At 74.4% G+C, this 22,222-nt stretch carries 18 protein-coding genes; 9 read left to right on the top strand and 9 right to left on the bottom strand.

The window, feature by feature from the left end; translation table 11 throughout:
* The first annotated feature begins 13 nt into the window (after positions 1 to 13).
* Complete coding sequence (locus ACFVXN_RS10320; RefSeq protein ID WP_389231342.1) at positions 14 to 739, top strand: head GIN domain-containing protein; 726 nt, start codon at positions 14 to 16, stop codon at positions 737 to 739.
* A gap of 4 nt (positions 740 to 743) precedes the next feature.
* On the opposite strand, the gene ACFVXN_RS10315 is transcribed toward ACFVXN_RS10320, so the two are convergent.
* The 9 genes from ACFVXN_RS10315 to ACFVXN_RS10275 all read right to left on the bottom strand — a co-directional run bounded on the left by ACFVXN_RS10315 (position 744) and on the right by ACFVXN_RS10275 (position 12,641).
* Positions 744 to 1,688 carry a 4-(cytidine 5'-diphospho)-2-C-methyl-D-erythritol kinase gene (locus ACFVXN_RS10315; protein ID WP_389231338.1) on the bottom strand — a complete coding sequence of 315 codons (945 nt, stop codon included), beginning with the start codon at positions 1,686 to 1,688 and terminating at the stop codon, positions 744 to 746.
* A 100-nt stretch (positions 1,689 to 1,788) separates the two neighbouring features.
* Entirely contained in the window at positions 1,789 to 2,739 is a 951-nt protein-coding gene (gene rsmA / locus ACFVXN_RS10310; RefSeq protein WP_389231336.1) for a 16S rRNA (adenine(1518)-N(6)/adenine(1519)-N(6))-dimethyltransferase RsmA, read from the bottom strand.
* Positions 2,740 to 2,778: 39 nt separating this feature from the next.
* Positions 2,779 to 4,053, bottom strand: coding sequence for a ubiquitin-like domain-containing protein (locus ACFVXN_RS10305; RefSeq protein ID WP_389231333.1), 1,275 nt, complete (start codon positions 4,051 to 4,053; stop codon positions 2,779 to 2,781).
* Between the two features lie 259 nt (positions 4,054 to 4,312).
* Positions 4,313 to 5,530, bottom strand: a complete 1,218-nt coding sequence (locus tag ACFVXN_RS10300; RefSeq protein WP_389231330.1) for a ubiquitin-like domain-containing protein — start codon at positions 5,528 to 5,530, stop codon at positions 4,313 to 4,315.
* Positions 5,531 to 5,738: 208 nt separating this feature from the next.
* Positions 5,739 to 6,725 (bottom strand): TatD family hydrolase, encoded by a 987-nt coding sequence (locus tag ACFVXN_RS10295; RefSeq protein WP_389231326.1) that lies wholly within the window; start codon positions 6,723 to 6,725, stop codon positions 5,739 to 5,741.
* Positions 6,726 to 8,519: a methionine--tRNA ligase gene (metG, locus tag ACFVXN_RS10290; protein ID WP_389231323.1), complete on the bottom strand. Its 1,794-nt coding sequence runs from the start codon at positions 8,517 to 8,519 to the stop codon at positions 6,726 to 6,728.
* A gap of 21 nt (positions 8,520 to 8,540) precedes the next feature.
* Entirely contained in the window at positions 8,541 to 8,732 is a 192-nt protein-coding gene (locus tag ACFVXN_RS10285; RefSeq protein ID WP_389231319.1) for a hypothetical protein, read from the bottom strand.
* Positions 8,733 to 9,193: 461 nt separating this feature from the next.
* Entirely contained in the window at positions 9,194 to 10,687 is a 1,494-nt protein-coding gene (gene cycA / locus ACFVXN_RS10280) for a D-serine/D-alanine/glycine transporter (protein ID WP_389231316.1), read from the bottom strand.
* 145 nt (positions 10,688 to 10,832) lie between these two features.
* A complete protein-coding gene (locus ACFVXN_RS10275; RefSeq protein WP_389231313.1) occupies positions 10,833 to 12,641 on the bottom strand; it encodes an ABC-F family ATP-binding cassette domain-containing protein in 1,809 nt (602 codons plus the stop codon).
* Between the two features lie 152 nt (positions 12,642 to 12,793).
* On the opposite strand from ACFVXN_RS10275, the gene ACFVXN_RS10270 reads away from it, so the two are divergent.
* The 8 genes from ACFVXN_RS10270 to ACFVXN_RS10235 all read left to right on the top strand — a co-directional run bounded on the left by ACFVXN_RS10270 (position 12,794) and on the right by ACFVXN_RS10235 (position 22,164).
* Positions 12,794 to 13,837: a LacI family DNA-binding transcriptional regulator gene (locus ACFVXN_RS10270; RefSeq protein ID WP_389231310.1), complete on the top strand. Its 1,044-nt coding sequence runs from the start codon at positions 12,794 to 12,796 to the stop codon at positions 13,835 to 13,837.
* A gap of 18 nt (positions 13,838 to 13,855) precedes the next feature.
* Positions 13,856 to 15,151: an extracellular solute-binding protein gene (locus ACFVXN_RS10265; protein ID WP_389231307.1), complete on the top strand. Its 1,296-nt coding sequence runs from the start codon at positions 13,856 to 13,858 to the stop codon at positions 15,149 to 15,151.
* Between the two features lie 10 nt (positions 15,152 to 15,161).
* On the top strand, positions 15,162 to 16,091 hold the full coding sequence (locus ACFVXN_RS10260; protein ID WP_389232583.1) for a carbohydrate ABC transporter permease: 930 nt from the start codon (positions 15,162 to 15,164) through the stop codon (positions 16,089 to 16,091).
* A gap of 29 nt (positions 16,092 to 16,120) precedes the next feature.
* Positions 16,121 to 16,930, top strand: coding sequence for a carbohydrate ABC transporter permease (locus ACFVXN_RS10255; RefSeq protein WP_389232580.1), 810 nt, complete (start codon positions 16,121 to 16,123; stop codon positions 16,928 to 16,930).
* A 4-nt stretch (positions 16,931 to 16,934) separates the two neighbouring features.
* Entirely contained in the window at positions 16,935 to 17,921 is a 987-nt protein-coding gene (locus ACFVXN_RS10250; protein WP_389231304.1) for a glycoside hydrolase family 130 protein, read from the top strand.
* A gap of 68 nt (positions 17,922 to 17,989) precedes the next feature.
* Positions 17,990 to 20,014 (top strand): hypothetical protein, encoded by a 2,025-nt coding sequence (locus ACFVXN_RS10245; protein ID WP_389231301.1) that lies wholly within the window; start codon positions 17,990 to 17,992, stop codon positions 20,012 to 20,014.
* 51 nt (positions 20,015 to 20,065) lie between these two features.
* Positions 20,066 to 21,427 (top strand): sensor histidine kinase, encoded by a 1,362-nt coding sequence (locus ACFVXN_RS10240; RefSeq protein WP_389231298.1) that lies wholly within the window; start codon positions 20,066 to 20,068, stop codon positions 21,425 to 21,427.
* Positions 21,424 to 22,164, top strand: a complete 741-nt coding sequence (locus ACFVXN_RS10235; RefSeq protein WP_389231295.1) for a response regulator — start codon at positions 21,424 to 21,426, stop codon at positions 22,162 to 22,164. The genes ACFVXN_RS10240 and ACFVXN_RS10235 overlap by 4 nt, the downstream gene beginning before the upstream one ends.
* Positions 22,165 to 22,222: the final 58 nt, after the last annotated feature.

Raw genomic sequence — 22,222 nt, 5'->3', positions numbered from 1 at the left:
GAGGAGAACGACGATGGCACGGCGCGCGACGACGGCGGCAGCAGCGGGGGCGCTCGGCGTCGGTCTGGCGCTCGGTCTCACCGGGTGCTCCATGCACGACTCGGGTCCGGTGGTCACCCGGGACGTGGAGATCGAGGACGTCACCGCGGTGGACCTCGCGACGTCGGGCGACCTCGTGGTGCGGCGCGGCGACACCCCGTCGCTGACGGTCACCGCCCCGGAGGGCACCCAGGACCGCCTGACCACCCGGGTCCGCGACGGGGTCCTGGAGCTCGACTCCCGGTCGACGTTCGGCTTCAGCAGGATGGGCGACGTGCGGTACGAGCTGGTCGTCAGCGAGCTCACCCGGGTCGTCGTGTCCGGCTCGGGCGACGTCGAGGGTGCGGACGTCACCGGCTCGACGCTCACCGTGCTGCTGGAGGGCTCGGGCGACATCGACCTCGACGGGGTCGACGCCGACGAGGTCGACGCGGTGATCGAGGGTTCGGGCGGGATCACGCTCAGCGGCCGGTCCGGCACCGCGCGGCTCGCGATCGAGGGCTCGGGGGACGTCGACGCCGACCGGCTGCGCGTCGAGGACGCCGAGGTGTCCATCGAGGGCTCGGGCGACATCGGCGTCGACGCCACCCGCCGGCTGGACGTGCGGATCGGCGGCTCCGGCTCGGTGACCTACCCGGGCGATCCCGACGTCACCAGCGACGTCGACGGGTCGGGCTCGGTCACCCGCGACCGCGGCTGACCGCTCAGAGGATGTCGGACCCGGCGACGACCCGCGCGCCGGGCACCGGCCCGGAGGCGGTCAGCACCGAGTCCGCGACGCCCGCGGCGGTCATCGCGGCGGCGATCACCAGGGCGTGCTGCCGGCTGCGGGCGAGCGCGGCGACGGTCGGGCCCGAGCCCGACACGACCACGCCCAGCGCGCCGGCGTCCTCCGCGACGGCCAGCGTCTCCACGAGGCCGGGCGCGAGCTCCAGGGCGGCGGCCTGCAGGTCGTTGTGCAGCAGCGCGCCGACGGCGGGGGCGTCCCCGGCCCGCAGCGCGTGCAGCAGCGGGACGTCGTCGTCGGTGTCGACGGGCTCCCGGGTCGCGCCCAGGGCGTCCAGCTCCGAGTACACCTCGGGGGTCGACAGGCCGTGGTCCCGGACGCCGAACGCCCAGTGGTACTCGCCGCGGCTCAGCGCGGCCGTCAGCAGGTCGCCCCGCCCGGACCCGACCGCGGTCTGGCCCATCAGCAGGAACGGGACGTCGGAGCCGAGCTCGGCGGCGATCTCGTGCAGCTCCTCGCGCGGCAGCCCGGTGCCCCAGAACGCGTCGCACGCCAGCAGCGCGGCCGCGGCGTCCGCCGAGCCGCCCGCCATGCCCCCGGCGACCGGGACGCCCTTGTGCAGCTCCAGGTGCACGCCGTCGTCCACGCCGGTGCGGGCGGCCAGTGCGCGGGCGGCGCGCAGGGCGAGGTTCGAGCCGTCGGTGGGCACCAGGTGGGCCTGCGGTCCCGTGACGGTGACGCGCAGGTCGTCCGACGCGCGGGCGACGACGTCCTCGTAGACCGACACGGCCTGGAACACGGTGGCGACGGGGTGGTAGCCGTCAGGGCGGCGGGCGCCGACACGCAGCGACAGGTTCACCTTGCCCGGGGCCCGGACGCGGACCTCACGGCCGGTACGGGGGGCGAGGCGCAGGTCGGTCACGGCACCCACTGTGCCAGGTCCGGGCGCGGGCGTCGCGAGGTCGGCGGGCCGGTGCGTGCCGCGGGGTACGGGCGGGGCTCGGTCGGGGTGCGCGCGGGGTTCAGGCGGGAGCGCGCAGCTGCTCGGCCACCCGCGCCAGCGCGGTCACGTCGAGCGCCTCCCCGCGGGCCTGCGGGTCGACGCCGGCCGCGGCGATCGCCCGGACCGCCGCCTCGGAGCCGCCCGCGAGCGACGCCAGCGCGGAGCGCAGCATCTTGCGCCGCTGGGAGAATGCCGCGTCGACCACGGCGAACACCTCCTCGCGGGTCGCGGACGTCACGGGTGCGGGTCGGCGGTCCATCCGGACCAGCGCGGAGTCGACGTTCGGCGCGGGCCAGAACACGTTCCGGCCGACGGTGGCGGTGCGCCGGGCCGACGCGTACCAGGCGACCTTCGCGGACGGCACCCCGTAGGTGCGGCTCCCGGGCGGGGCAGCCAGCCGGTCGGCGACCTCGGCCTGCACCATCACGAGCACCCGCTCCAGCGTCGGGAACCGCTCCAGGAACGTCAGCAGCACCGGGACGGACACGTTGTACGGGAGGTTCGCGACCAGGGCGGTCGGTGCGCGGCCGGGCAGCGCGCGCACGTCGAGGGCGTCGCCGCGGACGACGGTCAGCGACGGGTGCTCCGGTGCACCGGCGCCGGTGTCCGGGCCGGGGACCACGTCGGGCAGGTCGACGACGTCCACGACCGCGCCGGGCACGTGCCGGCGGACGGTCTCGGGGAGCAGGGTGCCCAGCACCGGGTCGATCTCGACCGCCACGACGTCCGCGCCGGCCTCGAGCAGCCCGAGGGTCAGCGACCCCAGGCCGGGTCCGACCTCGACCACGCGCTCGCCGCGCACCACGTCGGCCTGCCGCACGATCTTGCGCACGGTGCCGCCGTCGAGCACGAAGTTCTGCCCGAGCGTCTTGGTCGGGCGGATGCCGGCGCGCTCGGCGAGCGCGCGGATCTCGGCCGGACCGAGCAACGGCCCCGCCGCGGGTGCGACGGGGCCGGTGCTGGAGGACATGCGGGCGAGCCTACCGGCCCGCCGCGGCGTCCTCGCGCCTCAGCTGAACAGCTTCGGGCCGCAGTGCGGCCACTGGCCGGCGCCGGAGCGGTTGTACAGCGCCTGCGCGCGGGCGGTCTGCTCCTCGGCGGACGCCTCCGAGGGGAGGCCGGCGCCGCCGACCGCCGCCCACGTGCTCACCGAGAACTGGTACAGGCCGTGGTACTTGCCGGACGCGGAGACCGCGTTCGCCCGGCCGCCGGACTCGCAGGCCGCGAGGGCGGCCCAGTTCAGGCCCGCCGCGTCGCCGCCGCCGACCGCGGGGGTGGACGTGCCGGAGGTCGCCGGGGCGGACTGCGCGACCGGCTTCTTCTTGGTGCCGACGTTCGTCACCTGGTCGACCGGGCCCTGGGTGACCGCGTCGGACACGGCCTCGCGGGCGGTCTCGACGCCGTCGACGGTGGTGACCCGCTCGACGACGGTGCGCACGCCGGGGACGCCCGCGGTGGTGACCTTGGAGGTGCCGACGTAGATCGACGCGTCCTCCTGCTCGACGGCGTTGAACGGCACCTCGTGCGTGGTGGTCACGTCCTGGACCAGGACGCGGTTCACGACGACGGTGACCTGCGAGCCGGCGTTCTGCACGCTCACGCGGTCGAGGGCGCCGAGCTCGATGCCGAGGGCGTCGAGCGCGTCGGCGACCGTGGTGCTGCCGTCCGGGACGGTCAGCGTCTGGCCGTCGACCTGCACGGCCGCGGGGCCGTCGAGGGTCAGGTCCAGCGCGAGGTCGGGACGGCCGCCGGCGGCGGACCGCGAGGCGACCAGGCGGACGTCGTCGCCCCGGGTGGCGAGCATCTCGAGCGCCTCGTCGGCGGTGAGGGCGGTCGTCCAGACCGTCTCCTGCGCGCCGTCGGCCTCGATGGTCACCTGGTGCGCGTACCGCACGACCACGTCGACGCCGTCCTGCAGCGCGCCCGCGGGGGACACGGTGTCGCGCGCGCCCAGCTCGAGGTCCTGCTCGGCGAGGAGGCCCTCGACGCTGCCGGAGAACGTGGAGACGGTGGTCTGCACGCCGTCGACGTCGAGCGTCACGGTCTTGTGGGCGTCGGCGACGGCGACGCCGCCGCTGGCCAGCACGACGACGGCGGTGGCGGCCGCGATCAGGCGGACCCGGCCACGGCGGGACCGGCGGGGACGGGAGTCCTCGGTCGCGGGGGCGTCGGAGGTGTTGCGGACGATGCGGGTGCGCAGGGAGGCGGGCACGGCGGCGAGGCGCGCACGGGCGCCACGGAAGGAGGAGGTCACGTGGTTCCAGACGACGACGGTCCCGGGCACGGGGTGCGGGTCGCGCTGCCGTGGCGGCGCCCGTCGGTGCCGGGCCGCGAACGGCCCCGCGCGGCGCTCGCACCCGGAGGGAGGTGCGGTGCCCGACGGTCCCGGATCCCCGATCCGGCGGTCATGCCCCCGCGCGGTGCGCGGGTGTCGGCCCGGTCGAGGCGGAGGGACTCCGGTCTGTCACGGACGACACGCGACCGTAACCTATTCGTGACCCTCTGCCAAGCGGTCCGGTGTCGGCCCTGGTGAGGGCTCCGGCTCAGTACCAGCCCTTGGCCTGCGAGGCCGACCAGGCGCCGCAGGGGTTCGTGTACCGCCCGGCGATGTAGTTCATGCCCCAGGTGATCTGGGTCGCGGGGTTGGTGCGCCAGTCCGCGGCGACGCTCGCCATCTTCGAGCCCGGGAGCGACTGCGGGATGCCGTAGGCGCCGGAGGACGTGTTCTCGGCGTCCACGCGCCAGCCGCTCTCCTTGTTCCAGAGCTGCAGCAGGCAGGCGAACTGGTCGTCGCCCCAGCCGCGCTCGGCGGCCATCTGCTTGCCGAGCTCCTGGGCGCTGCCGGGGGACACGGTGATGTCCACGCCCGCGGCGACCTCCTTGGTGCCGACCTTGATGATCTGCGTCACCGGCTCGACGGTCACGGCCGAGGCGACGACCTGCCGGTCGACCACCGCGCCGCCGACGGTCGCGGTGCTGTACGTCGTGGTGCGGACACCCGCCCGGCCCTTGGTGCCGACGACCCGGGTGCCGGTGACGAGCGTGGGGTCCTCGACCTCCTGCTCCTCGAACGGCACGACCTCGGTGACCGTCTCGCCGGCGGTCGCGGCGCGGGTCACCAGCACCACCAGCCCGTCGGTGGTGGTGGCGTCGAGCGGGACCGACACGCGGTCGCCCTCGTTGAGCACGAGCCCGATCTCCCGCAGGGCGTCGCGGACCGTCGCGGCGCTGGTCAGCCCGTCGATCACCTGCCCGTCGACGGCGAGGTGCAGGGTCTTCTGGGTCGAGACGCGGAGCACGTCGTCGCGGGTGAGGGAGGCGGACCGGGACGCGGACAGCAGGGTCTCGTCGTCCCGGAGCCCCAGACCCTCGACGGCCTCGCCGACCGTGAGCGCCGTCGTCCAGACCGTCCGCTCCTCGCCGTCGACCTCGACGGCGAGCTCCCGGCCGTGCCGCACGACGATCTGACCGCCGTCGCCGACCGTCTCGGTGAGCCCCGGGGCCACCAGGTCGTCCTGGCCGACCTCGATGTCACCCGCCGCCAGCACCTGCCCGACGGTCCGCCCGAACGCGGTCACCTGCACCGGGGACCCGTCGACCTCGACCGTCACGGTCTTGTGCAGCCCGGCGAACGCGGTGGTCGCACCGGCCACGAGCACGAGCGCCAGGCCCTGGGCGCCGAGCTTCGTCAGGCGCCGTCGACGGGTCGCCGCGGCGGGGCGGGGGTCGAGGTCACCGGGCGAGGGCTCGGGGGCAGGCACGCGGGGGCTCCAGCGGGGTCGGGTCGGCGCAGGGGAGGGGTCCGCACCGGACAACCCCCCGACCGTAACCGATTCGTGACCCCGCCCGGAACCGCCCCCGAGGGAAACCACCCGCCCGCGACCGAGCGGGTGCACGAGAGGTCACGACACGCCGGTCCCGCGCCCGTCGCGCCAGCGAGTCGTGACCACTCGTCCGGCACCGGGGGAGTCACCAGGCGCCGTAGACGCGGGTGGTGGTCGTGGACAGGGTGGTGCACAGGTCCGCGAGGTCGAGGTCGCGCTCCGCGGCCAGGGCCCGGACGGTGTGCGGGAGCAGGTACGGGGCGTTCGGGCGGCCGCGCAGGGGGTGCGGGGTCAGGTACGGCGCGTCGGTCTCGACGAGCACCTGGTCCAGCGGCAGCACGCGCAGGGCGGCGCGCAGGTCGGCGTTCGCGGGGTAGCCCACCGGGCCGGCGAACGACGCGAACCAGCCCTCGCGCGCGCACACCTCCGCGAGCGCGGCCCCGCCGGAGAAGCAGTGGAACACCGTGCGCTCGGGGGCCCCGTCGCGCAGCAGCACGTCCACCACGTCGTCGTGCGCGTCGCGGTCGTGGATCTGCAGGGCGAGCCCGAGCTCCTTGGCGAGCGCGACGTGCGCGCGGAACGCCTCGCGCTGCACCGCGCGACCCCGTGGGCCGGCGCGGAAGAAGTCGAGCCCGGTCTCGCCGACGGCCCGGACCCGGTCGTTGGCCCGCGCGACGGCGGCGACCCGGGCCAGGGCGTCATCCAGGGACACGTCGTGCCGCGGCTGCGGGTCCGGCTCGAGCCCGTCGGCTGCGACCTCGTGCACGCCGGCGTGCAGCACGGCCTCGTTCGGGTGGATCGCGACGGCACCGAGCAGCGCGCGCCGCCCGCGACGCAGGGGCACCGGCGCGACGGCGTCGGGCTCCCCGGCGTCGACGCGCAGCACCGCGTCGGTCCACGCCACGGCGTCCAGGTCGCAGCCGACCTGCACCATCCGCGGCACGCCGACCGCGGCGGCCCGGTCCAGGTGGTCGTCGAGCGTGACCGGCGCGGGCTCGTCGCCGGCGTCCGTGCCGGCCTCGGCGGTGACGGCCAGCACGGACTCGAGGTGCGTGTGGTCGTCGACCACCGGGACCGGCAGCGGCTCCGGCGACGGGGCCCAGCCGCGCGGGCGGTTGCGGGACCGGCCCACTCAGCCCTGCCGCAGGCGCTCGAGCTCGGTCTCGACCATGTCGTCGTCGAGCTTGGTGAACACGGGCGTCGGCTTCTCGACCGGCGTGCCCGGGACGACCGCGCGGGGCTGCCACACCGGCAGCGTCTCCCCGCGGCGGTAGTCGCCGGTGATGACCGGGTAGCGCCGCGACGGGTCGTCGAGGTCGGTGACCTCGTCGATCCGGGGCAGCGGCGAGAACGTGCCGGTGCCGCCGAACGCCTCGTGCACGGCCTGCGCGGAGTGCGGCAGGAACGGCGACAGCATCGTGTTGCAGTCGCTCACGGCCTGCGCCGCGGTGTGCAGGACGGTGCCCAGGCGCTCCGGGTCGGTCTTGAGCTTCCACGGCTCGGTCTCGGAGATGTACCGGTTGGCCTCGCCGACGACGCGCATCGCCTCGCCGATCGCGGCGCGGTGCCGGTGCTTGCCGATCAGCTCGCCGACCCGGCCGAACGCGGTGGTGGTCTGCGCGAGCAGCGCCTCGTCCACGGGGAACCGCTGCCCGGCCTCGGGGATCGCGCCCACGTTCTTGTGGATCATGCTCGCGGTGCGGTTGACCAGGTTGCCCCAGCCCGCGACGAGCTCGTCGTTGGTGCGGCGCTTGAAGTCCGCCCAGGTGAAGTCGGCGTCCTGCGCCTCCGGCCCGGCGGTGGAGATGTAGTACCGCAGCGCGTCCGGCTGGTAGCGGCTCAGCATGTCGCGGACGTAGATCACGACGCCGCGCGAGGACGAGAACTGCTTGCCCTCCATCGTGAGGAACTCGGACGACACGACCTCGGTCGGCAGGTTCAGCCGCCCGAACGCGCCCGGCTCGCCGCCCTTCGACCCGCCGCCGGCGTAGCCGAGGAGCTCGGCCGGCCAGATCTGCGAGTGGAAGGTGATGTTGTCCTTGCCCATGAAGTAGTAGGACAGCGACTCGGGATCCGTCCAGAACTGCCGCCACGCCTCCGGGTCGCCCGAGCGGCGCGCCCACTCGATCGACGCGGACAGGTAGCCGATCACGGCGTCGAACCACACGTAGAGCCGCTTGGACGGGTTGTCCTCCCAGCCCTCGAGCGGGATCGGGATGCCCCAGTCGATGTCGCGGGACATGGCGCGCGGGCGCACGTCGTCCAGCAGGTTGAGCGAGAACTTCAGGACGTTCGGCCGCCACTCGGTCCGGGTGCGCAGCCAGTCGCCGAGCGCGTCGACGAACGCCGGCAGGTCCAGGAAGAAGTGGTTCGACTCGACGAACTTCGGGGTCTCGCCGTTGATCCGCGAGCGGGGGTTCTTGAGGTCGATCGCGTCGAGCTGGTTGCCGCAGTTGTCGCACTGGTCGCCGCGCGCGCCGTCGTAGCCGCAGATCGGGCAGGTGCCCTCGATGTAGCGGTCGGGCAGCGTGCGGCCCGTCGACGGGCTGATGGCGTTCATGGTCGTCCGCTCGACCATGTAGCCGTTCTTGTGCACCGTGCGGAACATCTCCTGCACCACGGCGTAGTGGTTGCGGGTGGTGGTCCGGGTGAACAGGTCGTAGCTCAGACCCAGCTGCGCGAGGTCCTCGACGATGACCCGGTTGTACCGGTCGGCGAGCTCCTGCGGGCTGACGCCCTCCTGCTCGGCCTGCACGAGGATCGGCGTCCCGTGCTCGTCGGTGCCGGACACCATGAGCACGTCGTGGCCCGCCATCCGCATGTAGCGGCTGAAGACGTCGGAGGGGACGCCGAAGCCGGCGACGTGACCGATGTGGCGCGGGCCGTTGGCGTAGGGCCAGGCGACGGCGCTGAGGATGCGGGACATGGCGTCGATCCTAGTGAGGGCTCAGGGGTAGGTGTCGTCGTCGTACGCCGGACCCGACTCAGCGAGGTCCCTGACCCACTGGGGGGTCCGGATGCCGAGCCCCGCGTCCGCGGTGACCATGAACCGCGCCACCGCCTGCTGCACCATCGGGTCCCTCTGGACCAGCTCCCGTCGGCGGCGGTTGTCCTCGAACTCCTGCTCGATCCGGTCCACCGGGCACCTCTCTCTCGTCGTCTCGCTGCCCGCCCCGGTCATCGTGGCTGGGGCGGCGGGCGCGCATCAACCCCAGCTTCCCGACCGCGCGGAGCAGCTCGCGCTCGTCCTCGGAGGCGAGGGCGCTCACGTACAGGTGGTCCAGGACGGCCCACCCGCGCGCGGCCACGACGAAGTCGGTGGACGCGGTGAGGTCCAGCGCCCACCGCGCCCGCGCCCACCACTGGTCGCGCTGGTCGGCCCGGTCCCGCTGCCGCACCGTCGCGATGCCCACGGCCAGCGCGACGAGGGCCGCGACGCCCGTGGCGGCGGGGCCCAGCCGGGCCAGCGCGTCCAGCCAGTCCGTCTCCGTCATGCGAGGACGCTAGGCACGAGGGGTCCGGACGCCCCACGGGATCGGGCCGTTCCTGGGGACGACGCGCGCCGCGGGTGCCTGTGGAGGGTTCGGCGCCTGCCCGTGGTCAGGGCGCGACGGTCACCGGCTCCCGCTCGTCCGCCTCGCCCGTGGGGTCCGACGCGCCGGCCGGAGCGGCGCTGCTGGTGGGCGCACCGCCGGGGACCGCACCTGCGGGGCCCGCGCCGCCGTGCCGCCGCAGCACCAGCCACGCCACGGCGAGCGCCCCGAACCACACCGGCGTGACGAGCAGCGCCGCCCGGGTGTCGGGCTCGAGCGCGAGCACCACCACCATCGAGGCGAAGAACGTCAGCACCACCCAGCACATGACCCGCCCGCCGGGCATGCCGAACCGGGTCGCCGCGTGCCGCTCGGGGTACTTCCGGCGGTACGCCAGGTAGGACAGCAGGATCATCGTCCAGACCACCAGGTAGAGCAGGGTCGCGACGCTCGTGACCAGCGTGAACGCCTCGATCACGGACCGCCCTGCGTACAGCAGCGCGACGGCGGGCACGAGGCACGCGCAGGAGAACAGCAGCCCGCGGGCGGGGACGTGGTGCTTCGACAGCAGCCGGAAGGACCGCGGGGCGACGCCGTCGTGCGCGAGCCCGTAGAGCATCCGCGAGGTGGAGAAGATGCCGCTGTTCGCCGACGACGCCGCCGAGGTCAGCACGACGAGGTTGATGACGCCCGCCGCGGCGGGCAGGCCGACCAGCGCGAACATCTCGACGAACGGGCTGACCTCCGGGCTGATCTGCCGCCAGGGGGTGACCGCCATGATGACGAGCAGCGCGCCGATGTAGAACAGGCCGACCCGCAGCGGGATCGCGTTGATCGCCCGGGGGAGGGTCGTCTCGGGGTCGCGGGTCTCGGCGGCGGCGGTGCCGACGAGCTCCATGCCGGCGAACCCGAAGATCGCGATCTGGAACCCGGCGAGGAACCCGGTGAAGCCGTGCGGGAACAGGCCGCCGTCGGCGTAGAGGTGGGTGAGCGACGCCTGGACGCCGTCGGCCCCGCGGTACGCCGTCGCGATGAGCACGACGCCGGTGACGACCAGCGCCACGATCGCGACGATCTTGATGATCGCGAACCAGAACTCGAGCTCCCCGAACAGCCGGACGGCGACGAGGTTGAGCGTGAGCAGCAGCGCGACGAGCCCGAGCGCGGGCACCCACTGCGGCAGGTCGGGCGCGAAGTAGTCGACGTACCCGGCGACGGCCACGACGTCGGCGATGCCGGTGACGATCCAGGAGAACCAGTACGTCCAGCCGGTGACGAACCCGGCCCACGGCCCGAGGACGTCGCCGGCCATGTCGCGGAACGACTTGTACTCGAGGTTCGACAGGAGCATCTCGCCCATCGCCCGCATGACGAAGAACAGCATGAAGCCGATGACCGCGTAGACCAGCAGCACCGACGGGCCGGCGAGCGAGATCGTCCGCCCGGAGCCCAGGAACAGGCCGGTGCCGATGGCGCCGCCGATCGCGATGAGCTGGATGTGGCGGTTCGTCAGGCCGCGCTGGAGCTGGTCGTCCTCGGTCGGTGCGGTGGTTCCGGGCACGGGTCGTCCTGTCTGGCGGGGGTCGGATCGAGCGGGACCATACCCCCGGACGGGTGAATCGCGAGAATGCGTCCACCGCTCGACCCGTGACCCACGAGGACATTCTCGGACAAGCGCCGTGAATGCCGCACGACATTCGCCGAGGTCAGCCCTCCAGGACCTCCGCCAGCGCCATCCACCGCTCCTCGACCTCGGCGACCTCCGCCTCGCGGGCGCGCTTCTCCTCGCCGAGCGCCGTCAGGCCGCCGTAGTCGGCGGGGTCGTGCTCGGTCATCTTCTTGTCGAGCGTCTCGATCTGGCCGGTGATCTTCGCGATCCGCCGCTCGAGGGCGCCGAGCTCCTTCTTGGCGGCGCGCAGCTCCGCGCCGTCGAGACCGGTGGTCGCGGACGCGCCCGCGCCGCCGGTGGCCTCCGTCGGGGCGCCCGTGGTCGTCGCCCCCGCGCCGGCCCGGGACCGCTCCAGCAGCCGCAGGTACTCGTCGACGCCGCCGGGCACGTGCCGCAGGTGCCCGTCGAGCACCGCGTACTGCTGGTCGGTGACCCGCTCCAGCAGGTAGCGGTCGTGCGACACGACCAGCAGCGTGCCGGGCCAGGTGTCGAGCAGGTCCTCCATCGCCGCGAGCATGTCGGTGTCGAGGTCGTTGGACGGCTCGTCCAGCACCAGCACGTTCGGCTCGTCGAGCAGGATCAGCAGCAGCTGCAGCCGGCGCCGCTGCCCGCCGGACAGGTCCTTGACGGGGGTCTGCAGCTGCACGGCCGTGAAGCCGAGGCGCTCCAGCAGCTGGCCGGGGGTCATCTCCTTGCCGCCGGCCACGTACGAGGTGCGGTAGCGGGCGACGACGTCGTTGACCCGGTCGTCGGCGATCTCGACGAGCTCCGCGAGCTCCTGGGTGAGGGTCGCGACCTTGATCGTCTTGCCGCGCTTCACCCGGCCCGAGGTGGCGGTGACCGCCCCGGTGACCAGGCCGAGCAGCGTCGACTTGCCGGCGCCGTTGGTCCCGAGCACGCCGGTCCGCTCGCCCGGGGCGATCCGCCAGGTCACGTCGCGCAGCACCTGGTGGTCGCCGTACGACACGGAGACGTCCTCGATGTCGACGACGTCCTTGCCGAGGCGCGCGGTGGCCATCCGGGACAGCTCGACGGGGTTGCGCACCGGGGGCTCGTCCTCGATGAGCTGGTTCGCGGCGTCGATCCGGAACTTCGGCTTGGACGTGCGGGCGGGGGCGCCGCGGCGCAGCCAGGCGAGCTCCTTGCGCATGAGGTTCTGCCGCTTGGCCTCCGAGGCGGCGGCCATCCGGTCCCGCTCGACGCGCTGGAGCACGTACGCGGCGTACCCGCCCTCGAACGGCTCGACGATCCCGTCGTGCACCTCCCAGGTGGCGGTGCAGACCTCGTCGAGGAACCACCGGTCGTGGGTGACGACCAGCAGCCCGCCGGCGTTCGACGACCAGCGGCGGTTCAGGTGCCGGGCGAGCCAGGTCACGGCCTCGACGTCGAGGTGGTTGGTGGGCTCGTCGAGCATGAGCACGTCGTCGTCCCCGGCGAGCAGCGCGGCCAGCGCGACGCGGCGCCGCTGGCCGCCCGACAGGTCGCCGACGAGCTTGTCCCACGGCAGGTCGCCGACCAGGCCGGACACCACGTCGCGGACCTTCGGGTCGCCGGCCCACTCGTGCTCGGCGCGGTCGCCCACGACGGCGGCGCCGACGGTGAGCGCCGGGTCGAGGGTGTCGGTCTGGTCGAGCACGCCGATCCGCACGCCGCCGCGGACGGTCACGCGGCCGGTGTCCGGGGTGAGGCGCCCGGCGAGCAGTGCCAGCAGCGAGGACTTGCCGTCGCCGTTGCGGCCGACCACGCCCACGCGGTCGCCCTCGTTGAGGCCCACGGTCACCGAGTCGAAGACGTTCTTGGTGGGGAAGGACAGGTGCAGCGCTTCGCCGCCGAGCAGGTGGGCCATCGGGCCAGCGTAGGCGCCGGGCGGTCGTCCAGCCGCCGTCGCACCGTCGTCCGGCCGTCGTCCAGCCGTCGTCCACAGCCCGCGTCAAACCGGTTGGCGCCATCGTCAAACCGCTTTTACGGTCGCAGCACGTCCATCACGAGGGAGTGATGATGTCCCGTCCGACGATCTCCGACGTGGCCCGCGCCGCCGGGGTCACGAAGGCCACGGTGTCCCACGCGTACAGCGGGAAGCGGCCGATCAGCGCCCCCACCAAGGCCCGGGTCTTCGCCGCCGCGCGCGAGCTGCACTGGGTGCCGAGCTCCAGCGCCCGCGCGCTCGCGATCCGCCGGGCCAACGCGATCGGCGTCGTCCTGCGCCGCGACCCGGCGATCCTCGCCTCGGACACGTTCTTCCCCGCGTTCATCGCCGGCGTCGAGCAGGCGCTCGCGGAGCGGGAGGTCGCCCTCGTGCTCCAGGTGGTCGGCAACCGCGCCGCGGAGGAGCGGGCCTACCGGGCGATGGTCGCGGGCCGCGCCGACGGCGTGATCGTGCTGGACCTGCACCGCGAGGACTGGCGGGTGCCGTTCCTCGAGCAGCTGGGCCTGCCTGCGGTGCTGCTCGGCGCGTACGACGGACCGACCACGATGTCGTGCGTCCGCACGGACGACGCGGCGCCCGTGCGGCAGCTCGTCGCGCACCTGCAGGCCCGCGGCCACACCCGGATCGCGCACGTCGCCGGCCCGCTCGGCTACGTGCACTCCTGGGCCCGCGCCCGGGCGTACGTGCAGACGGTCGGCTCCCGCGCGCTGCTGCGCGAGGCCGACTTCACCGCGGGCAGCGGCCGCGCGGCCACCGCCGAGCTGCTCGAGCTGCCCGACCGGCCCACCGCGATCCTCTACGCGAACGACACGATGGCGATCGCCGGGGCGTCCTACGCGCAGAGCCGGGGGATCGCGGTCCCCGACGCGCTCGCGGTCGCGGGGTTCGACGACGACCACCTGGCCGCGCACCTCAGCCCGGCCCTGACCAGCGTGTCCACCGACCCCGCCCGGCGCGGCCGGGTCGCCACCACCCGGCTCCTGGCGGACGTCGCGGGGGACCCGCCCACGTCCGTCACGGTCGACTGCACCGTCCTGCGGCTGCGCGCGAGCACCGACGCCCCCGCCCCGCGCACCACCCACGACCACCCCGCCCCCACCAGCACCGCCCCCTGAGCTCGAGGAGGAGTTCCCATGAGGACCACCCGCACCGCGAGGACCACCCGCACCACCGCCCTGGTGGCCGCCGTCGCCCTGTCCGCCGCCGCCTGCTCCGGCGGGGGCGACGACGGCGGCTCCGGCGACGCGACCACCGCCACCGGCCCGATCACCGTCTGGCTGTCCAACAACGAGCAGGAGGTCGGCTGGGGCCAGGACGTCGTGGACGCCTGGAACGCCGACCACCCCGACGAGCAGGTCACCGCCCAGGAGATCCCGGCGGGCGCGTCCTCGGAGGAGGCCATCACCGCCGCGATCACCGCGGGGACCGCGCCCTGCCTCGTCTACAACATCTCCAGCGCCGCGGTGCCGGGCTGGGTGCGGCAGGGCGGCCTCGTCGACCTCGCGACGTTCGACGGCGGCGCCGACTACCTCACCGAGCGCGGCGGGGACGCGGTCACCCAGTACGAGACCGACGGCGGCTACTACCAGCTGCCGTGGAAGTCGAACCCCGTGATGGTCATGTACAACAAGGCGCTGTTCGCCCAGGCGGGCCTCGACCCGGAGGACCCGCAGATGGCGTCGTTCGACGCGTTCCTCGCCGGGGCGCAGCAGATCGTCGACTCGGGCGCCGCGCCCAGCGCGATCTGGCCGTCGCCGACCAACGACTTCTACCAGCCGTGGTTCGACTTCTACCCGGTGTACCTGGCCGAGACGGACGGCACGCTGCTCGTCGAGGACGGCGCCGCGACCTTCGACAGCGAGGCGGGCCAGGCGGTCGGCGACTTCTGGGCGTCGGTCTACGCCGCGGGCCTCGCGCCCCAGGAGGAGTCGACCGACGACGCGATGGTCACCGGGCAGACCGCCATGCAGATGGCCGGCCCGTGGGCGATCGCCTCGTACGCCGACAGCGTCGACGTGGGCTTCATGCCGGTGCCGACCTCGGACGGCCGCGACGACGTCACCACGTTCGCCGACTCGAAGAACGTCTCGATGTTCACGTCCTGCGAGAACCAGGGCACCGCGTGGGAGTTCCTGCAGTTCTCGACCAGCGAGGACAACGACGGCGCGCTGCTCGAGGCCACCGGCCAGATGCCGCTGCGGCAGGACCTCGCGGCGACGTACCCGGACTACTTCGCCGCGAACCCCGAGTACGAGGTGTTCGCCGACCAGGCCGCCCGCACCGGCGACGTGCCCAGCATCCCGAGCTCCATCGAGGTGTGGCAGACGTTCCGTGAGGCGTACTCGTCCGCGGTGATCTTCGCGAGCACCGACGTGGAGGAGTTCCTCAGCTCCGCGGCGGCGAAGATCGACGACCTCGTGCAGGGCTGACGTGACCGCCGTGACGGCCGGGCCGGACGCGCGACGCCGCGCGCCCGCCCCGGCCCGGCGGGGTCGCCGCCGCTGGTGGGGCGGGCAGCCGGTCGGCACGCTGCTCGCCGCGCCGTACCTGGTGTTCGTGCTCGTCGTGTTCGCCTACCCGCTCGGGTTCGCGGGGTACATGTCGGTGCACGACTACTTCTTCACCGCCCCCGGCGTCGAGGTGCCGAAGCCGTTCGTCGGGCTGGACAACTTCGTCGCCGTGCTGACCGACCCGCAGGTGCTGCGGTCGTTCCGGAACACCGCGGTGTTCCTGGTCATCAACGTGCCGCTGACGGTGGTGCTCGCGCTGGTGCTGGCGTCGGCGCTGAACGCCGGGGTGCGGTGGGCGGCGGCGTACCGCGTCGCGTACTACGTGCCGTACCTGACGGCGAGCGTGTCGCTGGTCGGCGTGTGGCTGCTGCTGTTCTCGTCGAACGGGCTGGTCAACGCCGTGCTCGGGCCGCTGGCCCCGGACCCGTCGTGGCTGGTGAACAAGGGGCTCGCGATGCCGACGATCGCGCTGTTCGTGACCTGGAAGCAGCTCGGGTTCTACGTGCTGCTGTACCTCGCGGCGCTGCAGAACGTCCCCCGGGAGCTGCACGAGTCGGCCGAGACCGACGGCGCGAGCGGGTTCCAGCGGTTCCTCAACGTGACGGTGCCGGGGGTGCGGACGACCACGACGCTCGTCCTGATCCTGGCGATCATCACCGGCACCAACCTGTTCACCGAGCCGTACCTGCTGACCAGCGGCGGCGGCCCCGACGGCGCGTCCGTCACCCCCGTGCTGCTCATCTACCAGCGCGGCATCCAGCAGCAGAACCCGGACACCGCGGCGGCCATCGGCATGCTGCTGGTCGTCGTCGTCGGGCTGCTGTCCCTGACCGCCAACCGCCTGAACCGGGAGAGGTGACCGTGCGCACCCGACGTGCTCCGGGGATCGTGCGCCACGTGCTGCTCGCCGCAGCGGCGCTGGTGTTCGCGTTCCCCTTCTACTTCATGGTGGTCGGCGCGTTCCAGGAGAACCCGACCAACACCCCCGACCGGCTGGTGCCGACCTCGGGGTGGACAGGCGACAACTTCGCGCAGATCGACTCGCGGATCGACCTGGTCGGCTCCCTGGTCAACTCGCTGGTCATGACGACCGGCGTGCTGCTCGGCACCGTCGTGCTCGGGACCCTCGCGGGGTACGCGGTCGCCCGGCTGCAGTTCCCCGGCCGGCGGCTGACCTGGGTGCTCATGCTGCTGGTGCAGATGGTGCCGTTCCAGCTGCTGATGATCCCGCTGTACGTGCAGGTCACCCGCGGCTACGGCCTCGGGGACACCTACCTCGGCATGATCCTGCCGTTCGCGATCAACACCACGGCGGTGTTCATCTTCGCCCAGTTCTTCCGGGCGCTGCCGCGGGAGATGTTCGAGGCGGCGCGGATCGACGGCGCGGGGGAGCTGCGGATCCTGCGCTCGGTCGCGCTGCCGCTGGTCCGGCCCGCGCTGGCGACCGTCGTGCTGGTCACGTTCATCGGGCCGTGGAACGAGTTCCTCTGGCCGTTCCTCATCACCAAGGACGCGGCGCTCCAGCCGCTCGCGGTGTCGCTCGCGAACTACATCTCCAACGTCGCGCAGACCGCGGCCAACCCCAACGGCGCGATCCTCGCCGGTGCCTGCGCGCTGGCGTTCCCGGTCGTCGTCCTGTTCTGCCTGTTCCAGCGGTACTTCCGCGCCACCGACCTCGGCTCCGCCGTGAAGGGCTGACCCCATGACCACCACCCCCTGGTTCACCGGCGCGGCGTTCCCGCTCGGCCCGTTCGTGCCCTACGAGGGCAACCCCGTGCTGCGTCCGCGCGGCGGCTCCTGGGAGTCCGCGAACCTCTACAACCCCGCGGCGCTCGTCGTCGACGACGAGGTCGTGCTGCTCTACCGGGCGCACGCGGACGACATCGTGTCCCACATCGGCCTCGCGCGGAGCCGGGACGGCTACCACTTCGAGCGCGAGGACGAGCCGGTGCTGTCCCCGCAGGAGGACTACGAGCGGTACGGCTGCGAGGACCCGCGCGTCGCGTTCGTCGACGGCACGTACTACCTGACCTACACCGGCTGGGACCGGCACGCGGCGCGGCTGTGCCTCGCGACGTCGACCGACCTGCGCACCTGGACCCGGCACGGCCCGCTGTTCCCCGGGTTCGACACCTTCGCCACCGTCGACCCGCGCGGGCACGACTGGTCCAAGGCCGGCGTCATCGTGCCCGTCCCGATGCACGGGAAGTGGTGGATGTACTTCGGCGAGGGGGCGATCTACTGGGCCACCAGCGACGACCTGATCCACTGGACCCCCGGCACGCCCGACACCGAGCCGATGTACGAGCCCACCCCGGGGTCGTTCGACGCCGACCTGGTCGAGATCGGCACCTCGCCGGTGCTCACCGACAACGGGCTGCTCGTGATGCTGACCAACGGCGCCACCCGCACCGTGCACGACGACGGCACCGTGGACGTCGACTACCGGTGCGGGCAGATCGCCATCGACCCCGACGACCCCACCCGGGTGCTCGCCCGCCTCCAGGACCCCTGGCTGCGGCCGCAGACCTTCGAGGACCGGCACGGGCTGGTGTCCAACGTGACGTTCGTCGAGGGCCTGGTCCAGCACCGCGGGCAGTGGTTCGCCTACTACGGGCAGTCCGACACGACGCTCGCCGTCGCCGTGCACGACCCCGCCCGGCCGTGGGGGGCGTCGCTGCGCGCCTGACCCGCCGACCACCCGCCGGCCGCCCGCCGACCACCACCCGCCGACCGAACCGACGCAGGAGCCCGACGATGACGACCCGACGCACCTTCCTCACGGCCTGCGCGGTGGTCCCCGTGGCGGTCGCCACCGCGGGCCCCGCCGCCTCGACCACCACCCCGCGGCTCCGCCCCGCGGGCCGGCCGGCGCCCCCGGCGACCCCGCTGACCAACCTCGCCCACCTGCGGTTCCTGCTCGACACCGTGCCGCTGGTCGCCGCCGGGGTGCACACGACGTACCGGATCGCGGAGGAGTCCGCCGCCCTCGCCCCGTGGACCTACGCCGACGCGCTCGGCGACGGCACCGGGTTCCGGCGGGTCGGCGGCGGCACGCTCGACCCGGCCACCGGGGCCTGGTCCCAGGGCGCGTACAACGCCGACGACATCGCCCGCTGCGCCGTCGTGCTGCTGCGGCACTGGCGGTCCACGGGCGACGCCACGAGCCGGGACCAGGCGTACCAGGTGCTCCGCGCCCTGACGTACCTGCAGAACGACGCCGGCCGCGTCGTGCTCTGGCAGCAGGCCGACGGCACGCTCAACCCGAGCGCGGAGCCCGTCGAGCTGCCCGACCCGTCCGACTCCGCCGAGTCGTACTGGCTCGCCCGCACGGTGTGGGCGCTCGGCGAGGGGTACGCCGCCTTCGCCGCCGACGACCCCGCGTTCGCGCAGTTCCTCCTGGAGCGGCTGCACCGGTGCCTCGACGCCCTCGAGCAGGAGTCGCTGTCCCGGTACGGGCAGCGGGTGCCCAGCGACGGCGTCCGGCTGCCCGCGTGGCTGATCGCGGGCGGCGCCGACGCGACCGCCGAGGCCCTGCTCGGCCTGGTCGCCGCGGTCCGTGCGCTGCCCGCGGACGGCCGCCTGGCGCGGGCGCTCGACCGGTACGCCGAGGGCGTCGCCGTGATGCGCACCGACACCCGGGGATGGCCGTTCGGCGCCGTGCTCCCGTGGACCGGGTCGACCGGGTTCTGGCACGCGTGGGGTGCTGTCGCGCCCGAGGCGCTCGCCGCCGCGGGCGCGCTGCGGGGCCGCCGGGAGTGGACCCGGGCGGCGCTCGCGGACGCCGGCACGTTCACGCCCCTGCTGCTCGCCACCGGCGGACCGGCCAACGCGTGGGCGCCGACCCCCGCGGAGGCGCAGATCGCCTACGGCGCGCACGGCCGGGTGGCCGCGGCGCTCGCGGCCGCCGACGCCGGGGGCGGGCCGGGGCTGCGGGTGCTCGGCGGCCTGGCGGCGGGCTGGTTCTTCGGCGCGAACACCGCCGGCGTGCCCGTCTACGACCCCGCCACCGGGGTCGCGGCCGACGGGGTCGAGACCGACGGCCGGGTCAACCGGAACGCCGGCGCCGAGTCGACGATCCACGCCCTGCTCGCCATGCAGCTGCTCGACGCCCGGCCGGACGTCGCGGAGATCGCCCGGGGCGTCACGGGCCTCGCCGCGCACGACGGGCTGCGCGTCCTGGACGCCGAGTCCGCGCGGCTCGGCCCGGGGTGCACCGTCGTGCGGCCCGCGGAGGGCGCCTGGACCGGGGAGGGCAACCTGGTCGGCGCCGGGTACGTCCGCGTGCCCGCCGGGCAGTGGGTGGAGTTCGACGTCGGCGCCGCACCCGGGGCGTGGGCGCTGCCGCTGGTGTGGCGCACCGCCGCGGACTCCGGTCGTGCACGGTGGGAGGTGGTCGGCGGTCCGCGGCTCGGCCGGACGCAGAACGGGGGCACCGGCCCGGCCGGGCTCACGGAGGCGGACGGCAGCCTGGTGCCGCAGCTGCTGGACCGGCCGCTCCCCGACCGCGGGCCTGTCACCGTGCGGTGCACCGCCGAGAGCGGGGAGCTGCGGCTCGACGCGCTGCTGCTGCGCCCCGCGGTCGCCACCGCCCGGTGGACCACCACCGGCGGGGACGCCGTGCTGTACGCCGGCGCTACCGCGCGGGGCACGGACGTCGCCGCCCTGGCGGACGGGTCGGGTGCGGCCTACGAGCCGGACGGCCGGTTCGCGCGGCGGGTCGCCGTCCGGGCGGGCGGTCCGGTGCGGGTCGCGGCGGGCGGGTTCACCGTGACGCGCTGACGCGCTGCCGACCGGCTCGGTACGTCACCTTCGTCCCGATACGGTGGGTGCGTGCTCCGCCCCGACAGCGACCCCGCTGCCCCCGACGCTCCGGCCGCCCCCGACCTGGCGACCGCCCCCGAGGTCGTCGACGACCCCGACGCCCCGGGCTGGCACCGGGCGCCGATCACGGGGGACCAGCGCCGCGCCGACGTGCTGCTCGCCGCGGGCATGCTCGTGGGCGGGGTGCTCAGCCTGGCGCTGGGCCGGACCGCGGGCATGTACGACGAGCCCGCGGCCGGGTGGGTGTCGGTCCTGGTGCTGCTCGGGCTCAGCGCGCCGCTCGCCGTGCGCCGCCGGTGGCCGTCCGCGGTCGCGGTCGTCGTGGCGGTCGCGTTCGTGGTGCTGGCCGAGACGCGCGTGCCGGAGACGCTGTTCGCCAACATCGCCCTGTTCATGGCGCTGTACTCCGTGGGTGCCTGGGAGCCGCGGCGCACCCGCGCGGTGTGGGTGCGCGCCGTGGTGGTCGTCGGGATGTTCGTCTGGCTGCTGATCGCCATGTTCCAGGCCGTCACCGACCCGGAGGGCATCGAGGGGTTCTCGAACGCCGGCGCGTTCTCACCGCTGGTCGCGTTCCTGCTGATCCAGCTGCTCACCAACATCCTGTACTTCGCCGGGGCGTGGTGGTTCGGCGAGCACGCCTGGGGCGCCGCGCGCGAGCGCGCCCGCACCGAGTGGCGCGGCAGGCAGCTGGTCGGCGAGCGGCGTCGCGTGGAGGAGCAGGCCGTCGCCATCGAGCGGCTCCGCCTCGCCCGCGAGCTGCACGACGCCGTCGCCCACCACGTGTCGATGATGGGCGTGCAGGCCGCCGCCGCGCGGATGGTGCTCGGCGCAGACCCGCAGCAGGCCGCCGCCGCCCTCGAGCAGGTCGAGGACTCCGCGCGGGAGGCCGTCGACGAGCTGCACGGGCTGCTGAGCACGCTGCGGCACACCGGCGCCGAGACCGAGGCCGGCAACGCCGTCGGGTCGCTCAGCGTCGAACGGCTGCCGGAGCTCGTGCAGCAGGCCTCCGACGCCGGCCTCGTCGCGCAGTTCCAGGTCGTCGGCGACCCGCTGCGGGTCCCGCCGCTGACCTCGCTGAACCTGTACCGGATCTGCCAGGAGGCCCTGACGAACGTGCGCAAGCACGCGGGCACCGGAGCCCGGGTCGACGTCCGGCTGCGGTACGCCCCGGACGCCGTCGAGCTGGAGGTCGCGAACGACGCCGCAGCGGGCCGGCGCGTGCGGATGGCGTCCGGCGGCCTCGGGCTGGTCGGGATGCGGGAGCGGGTCGCCGCCGACGGCGGCACGCTCGAGACGGGCGCCCGCGGGCGCGGGGGGTACCTGGTGCGGGCGCGGGTGCCGCTCGCACCGCGAGCTGGAGGAGCACGATGACCGAGATCGTCGACGACGCGGCGGAGCCCGTGGCGTTCGGACCCGACCGACCGGTGCGGGTGCTGCTCGCCGACGACCAGGCGCTGCTGCGCGCCGGGCTGGCGACCATCCTCGGCGCGTCGCCGGACATCGAGGTCGTCGGGCAGGCGAGCAACGGGCGCGAGGCCGTCGAGCTCGCGCGCGCCCTGCGGCCCGACGTGATCTGCATGGACGTGCAGATGCCCGAGGTCGACGGCCTGGAGGCGACCCGGCGGCTCACCGCCGACCCCGATGTCACCGCCGGCGTGCTCGTGCTGACCACGTTCAACCGCGACGACTACCTGCTGGAGTCCCTGCAGGCCGGCGCCGCGGGGTTCCTGCTGAAGAACTCCCGGCCCGAGCAGCTGGCCGACGCGGTGCGGGCCGTGGCCGCCGGCGACGCGCTGCTGTCCCCCGAGGTGACCCGGGCCGTGATCGCCCGCGCGGTCGTCGGCGGCTCCGCCGCAGGGGGGAGCGCCGCGGCCGGCGTGCTGCCCCCGCGCGACCCCGCGGCCGCCTCCGCCTCCGGGCTGACCGAGCGCGAGCTCGAGGTGCTGCGCCTCGTCGCGCGGGGCCTGAGCAACGACGAGATCGCCGCCGAGCTCGTCCTGGGCAGGGCCACCGTCAAGACCCACGTGTCCAACGTCCTGACCAAGCTGGGCCTGCGGGACCGGGTGCAGGCCGTCGTCTACGCGTTCGAGCACGGCCTCACCGACTGACCCCCTCCCCCTCGGGGCGGAGGCCCCCGGCCCGGCGAAGTTCCGTCCGGCGGCCGAG

Origin of the sequence: Cellulomonas sp. NPDC058312 (assembly GCF_042880135.1) — a bacterium.
Lineage (GTDB): Bacteria > Actinomycetota > Actinomycetes > Actinomycetales > Cellulomonadaceae > Cellulomonas.
Note: the sequence above shows the minus strand (reverse complement) of the source record. Positions and strands in the feature narration are given on the sequence as shown.

What these genes read in the sequence shown, in the direction of transcription:
- ACFVXN_RS10320 (WP_389231342.1), top strand. Translation starts at nt 14, where the DNA reads ATGGCACGGCGCGCGACGACGGCGGCAGCAGCGGGGGCGCTCGGCGTC.
- rsmA (WP_389231336.1), bottom strand. Translation starts at nt 2,739, where the DNA reads ATGTCCTCCAGCACCGGCCCCGTCGCACCCGCGGCGGGGCCGTTGCTC.
- metG (WP_389231323.1), bottom strand. Translation starts at nt 8,519, where the DNA reads ATGTCCCGCATCCTCAGCGCCGTCGCCTGGCCCTACGCCAACGGCCCG.
- ACFVXN_RS10275 (WP_389231313.1), bottom strand. Translation starts at nt 12,641, where the DNA reads ATGGCCCACCTGCTCGGCGGCGAAGCGCTGCACCTGTCCTTCCCCACC.
- ACFVXN_RS10270 (WP_389231310.1), top strand. Translation starts at nt 12,794, where the DNA reads ATGTCCCGTCCGACGATCTCCGACGTGGCCCGCGCCGCCGGGGTCACG.
- ACFVXN_RS10265 (WP_389231307.1), top strand. Translation starts at nt 13,856, where the DNA reads ATGAGGACCACCCGCACCGCGAGGACCACCCGCACCACCGCCCTGGTG.
- ACFVXN_RS10250 (WP_389231304.1), top strand. Translation starts at nt 16,935, where the DNA reads ATGACCACCACCCCCTGGTTCACCGGCGCGGCGTTCCCGCTCGGCCCG.
- ACFVXN_RS10245 (WP_389231301.1), top strand. Translation starts at nt 17,990, where the DNA reads ATGACGACCCGACGCACCTTCCTCACGGCCTGCGCGGTGGTCCCCGTG.
- ACFVXN_RS10235 (WP_389231295.1), top strand. Translation starts at nt 21,424, where the DNA reads ATGACCGAGATCGTCGACGACGCGGCGGAGCCCGTGGCGTTCGGACCC.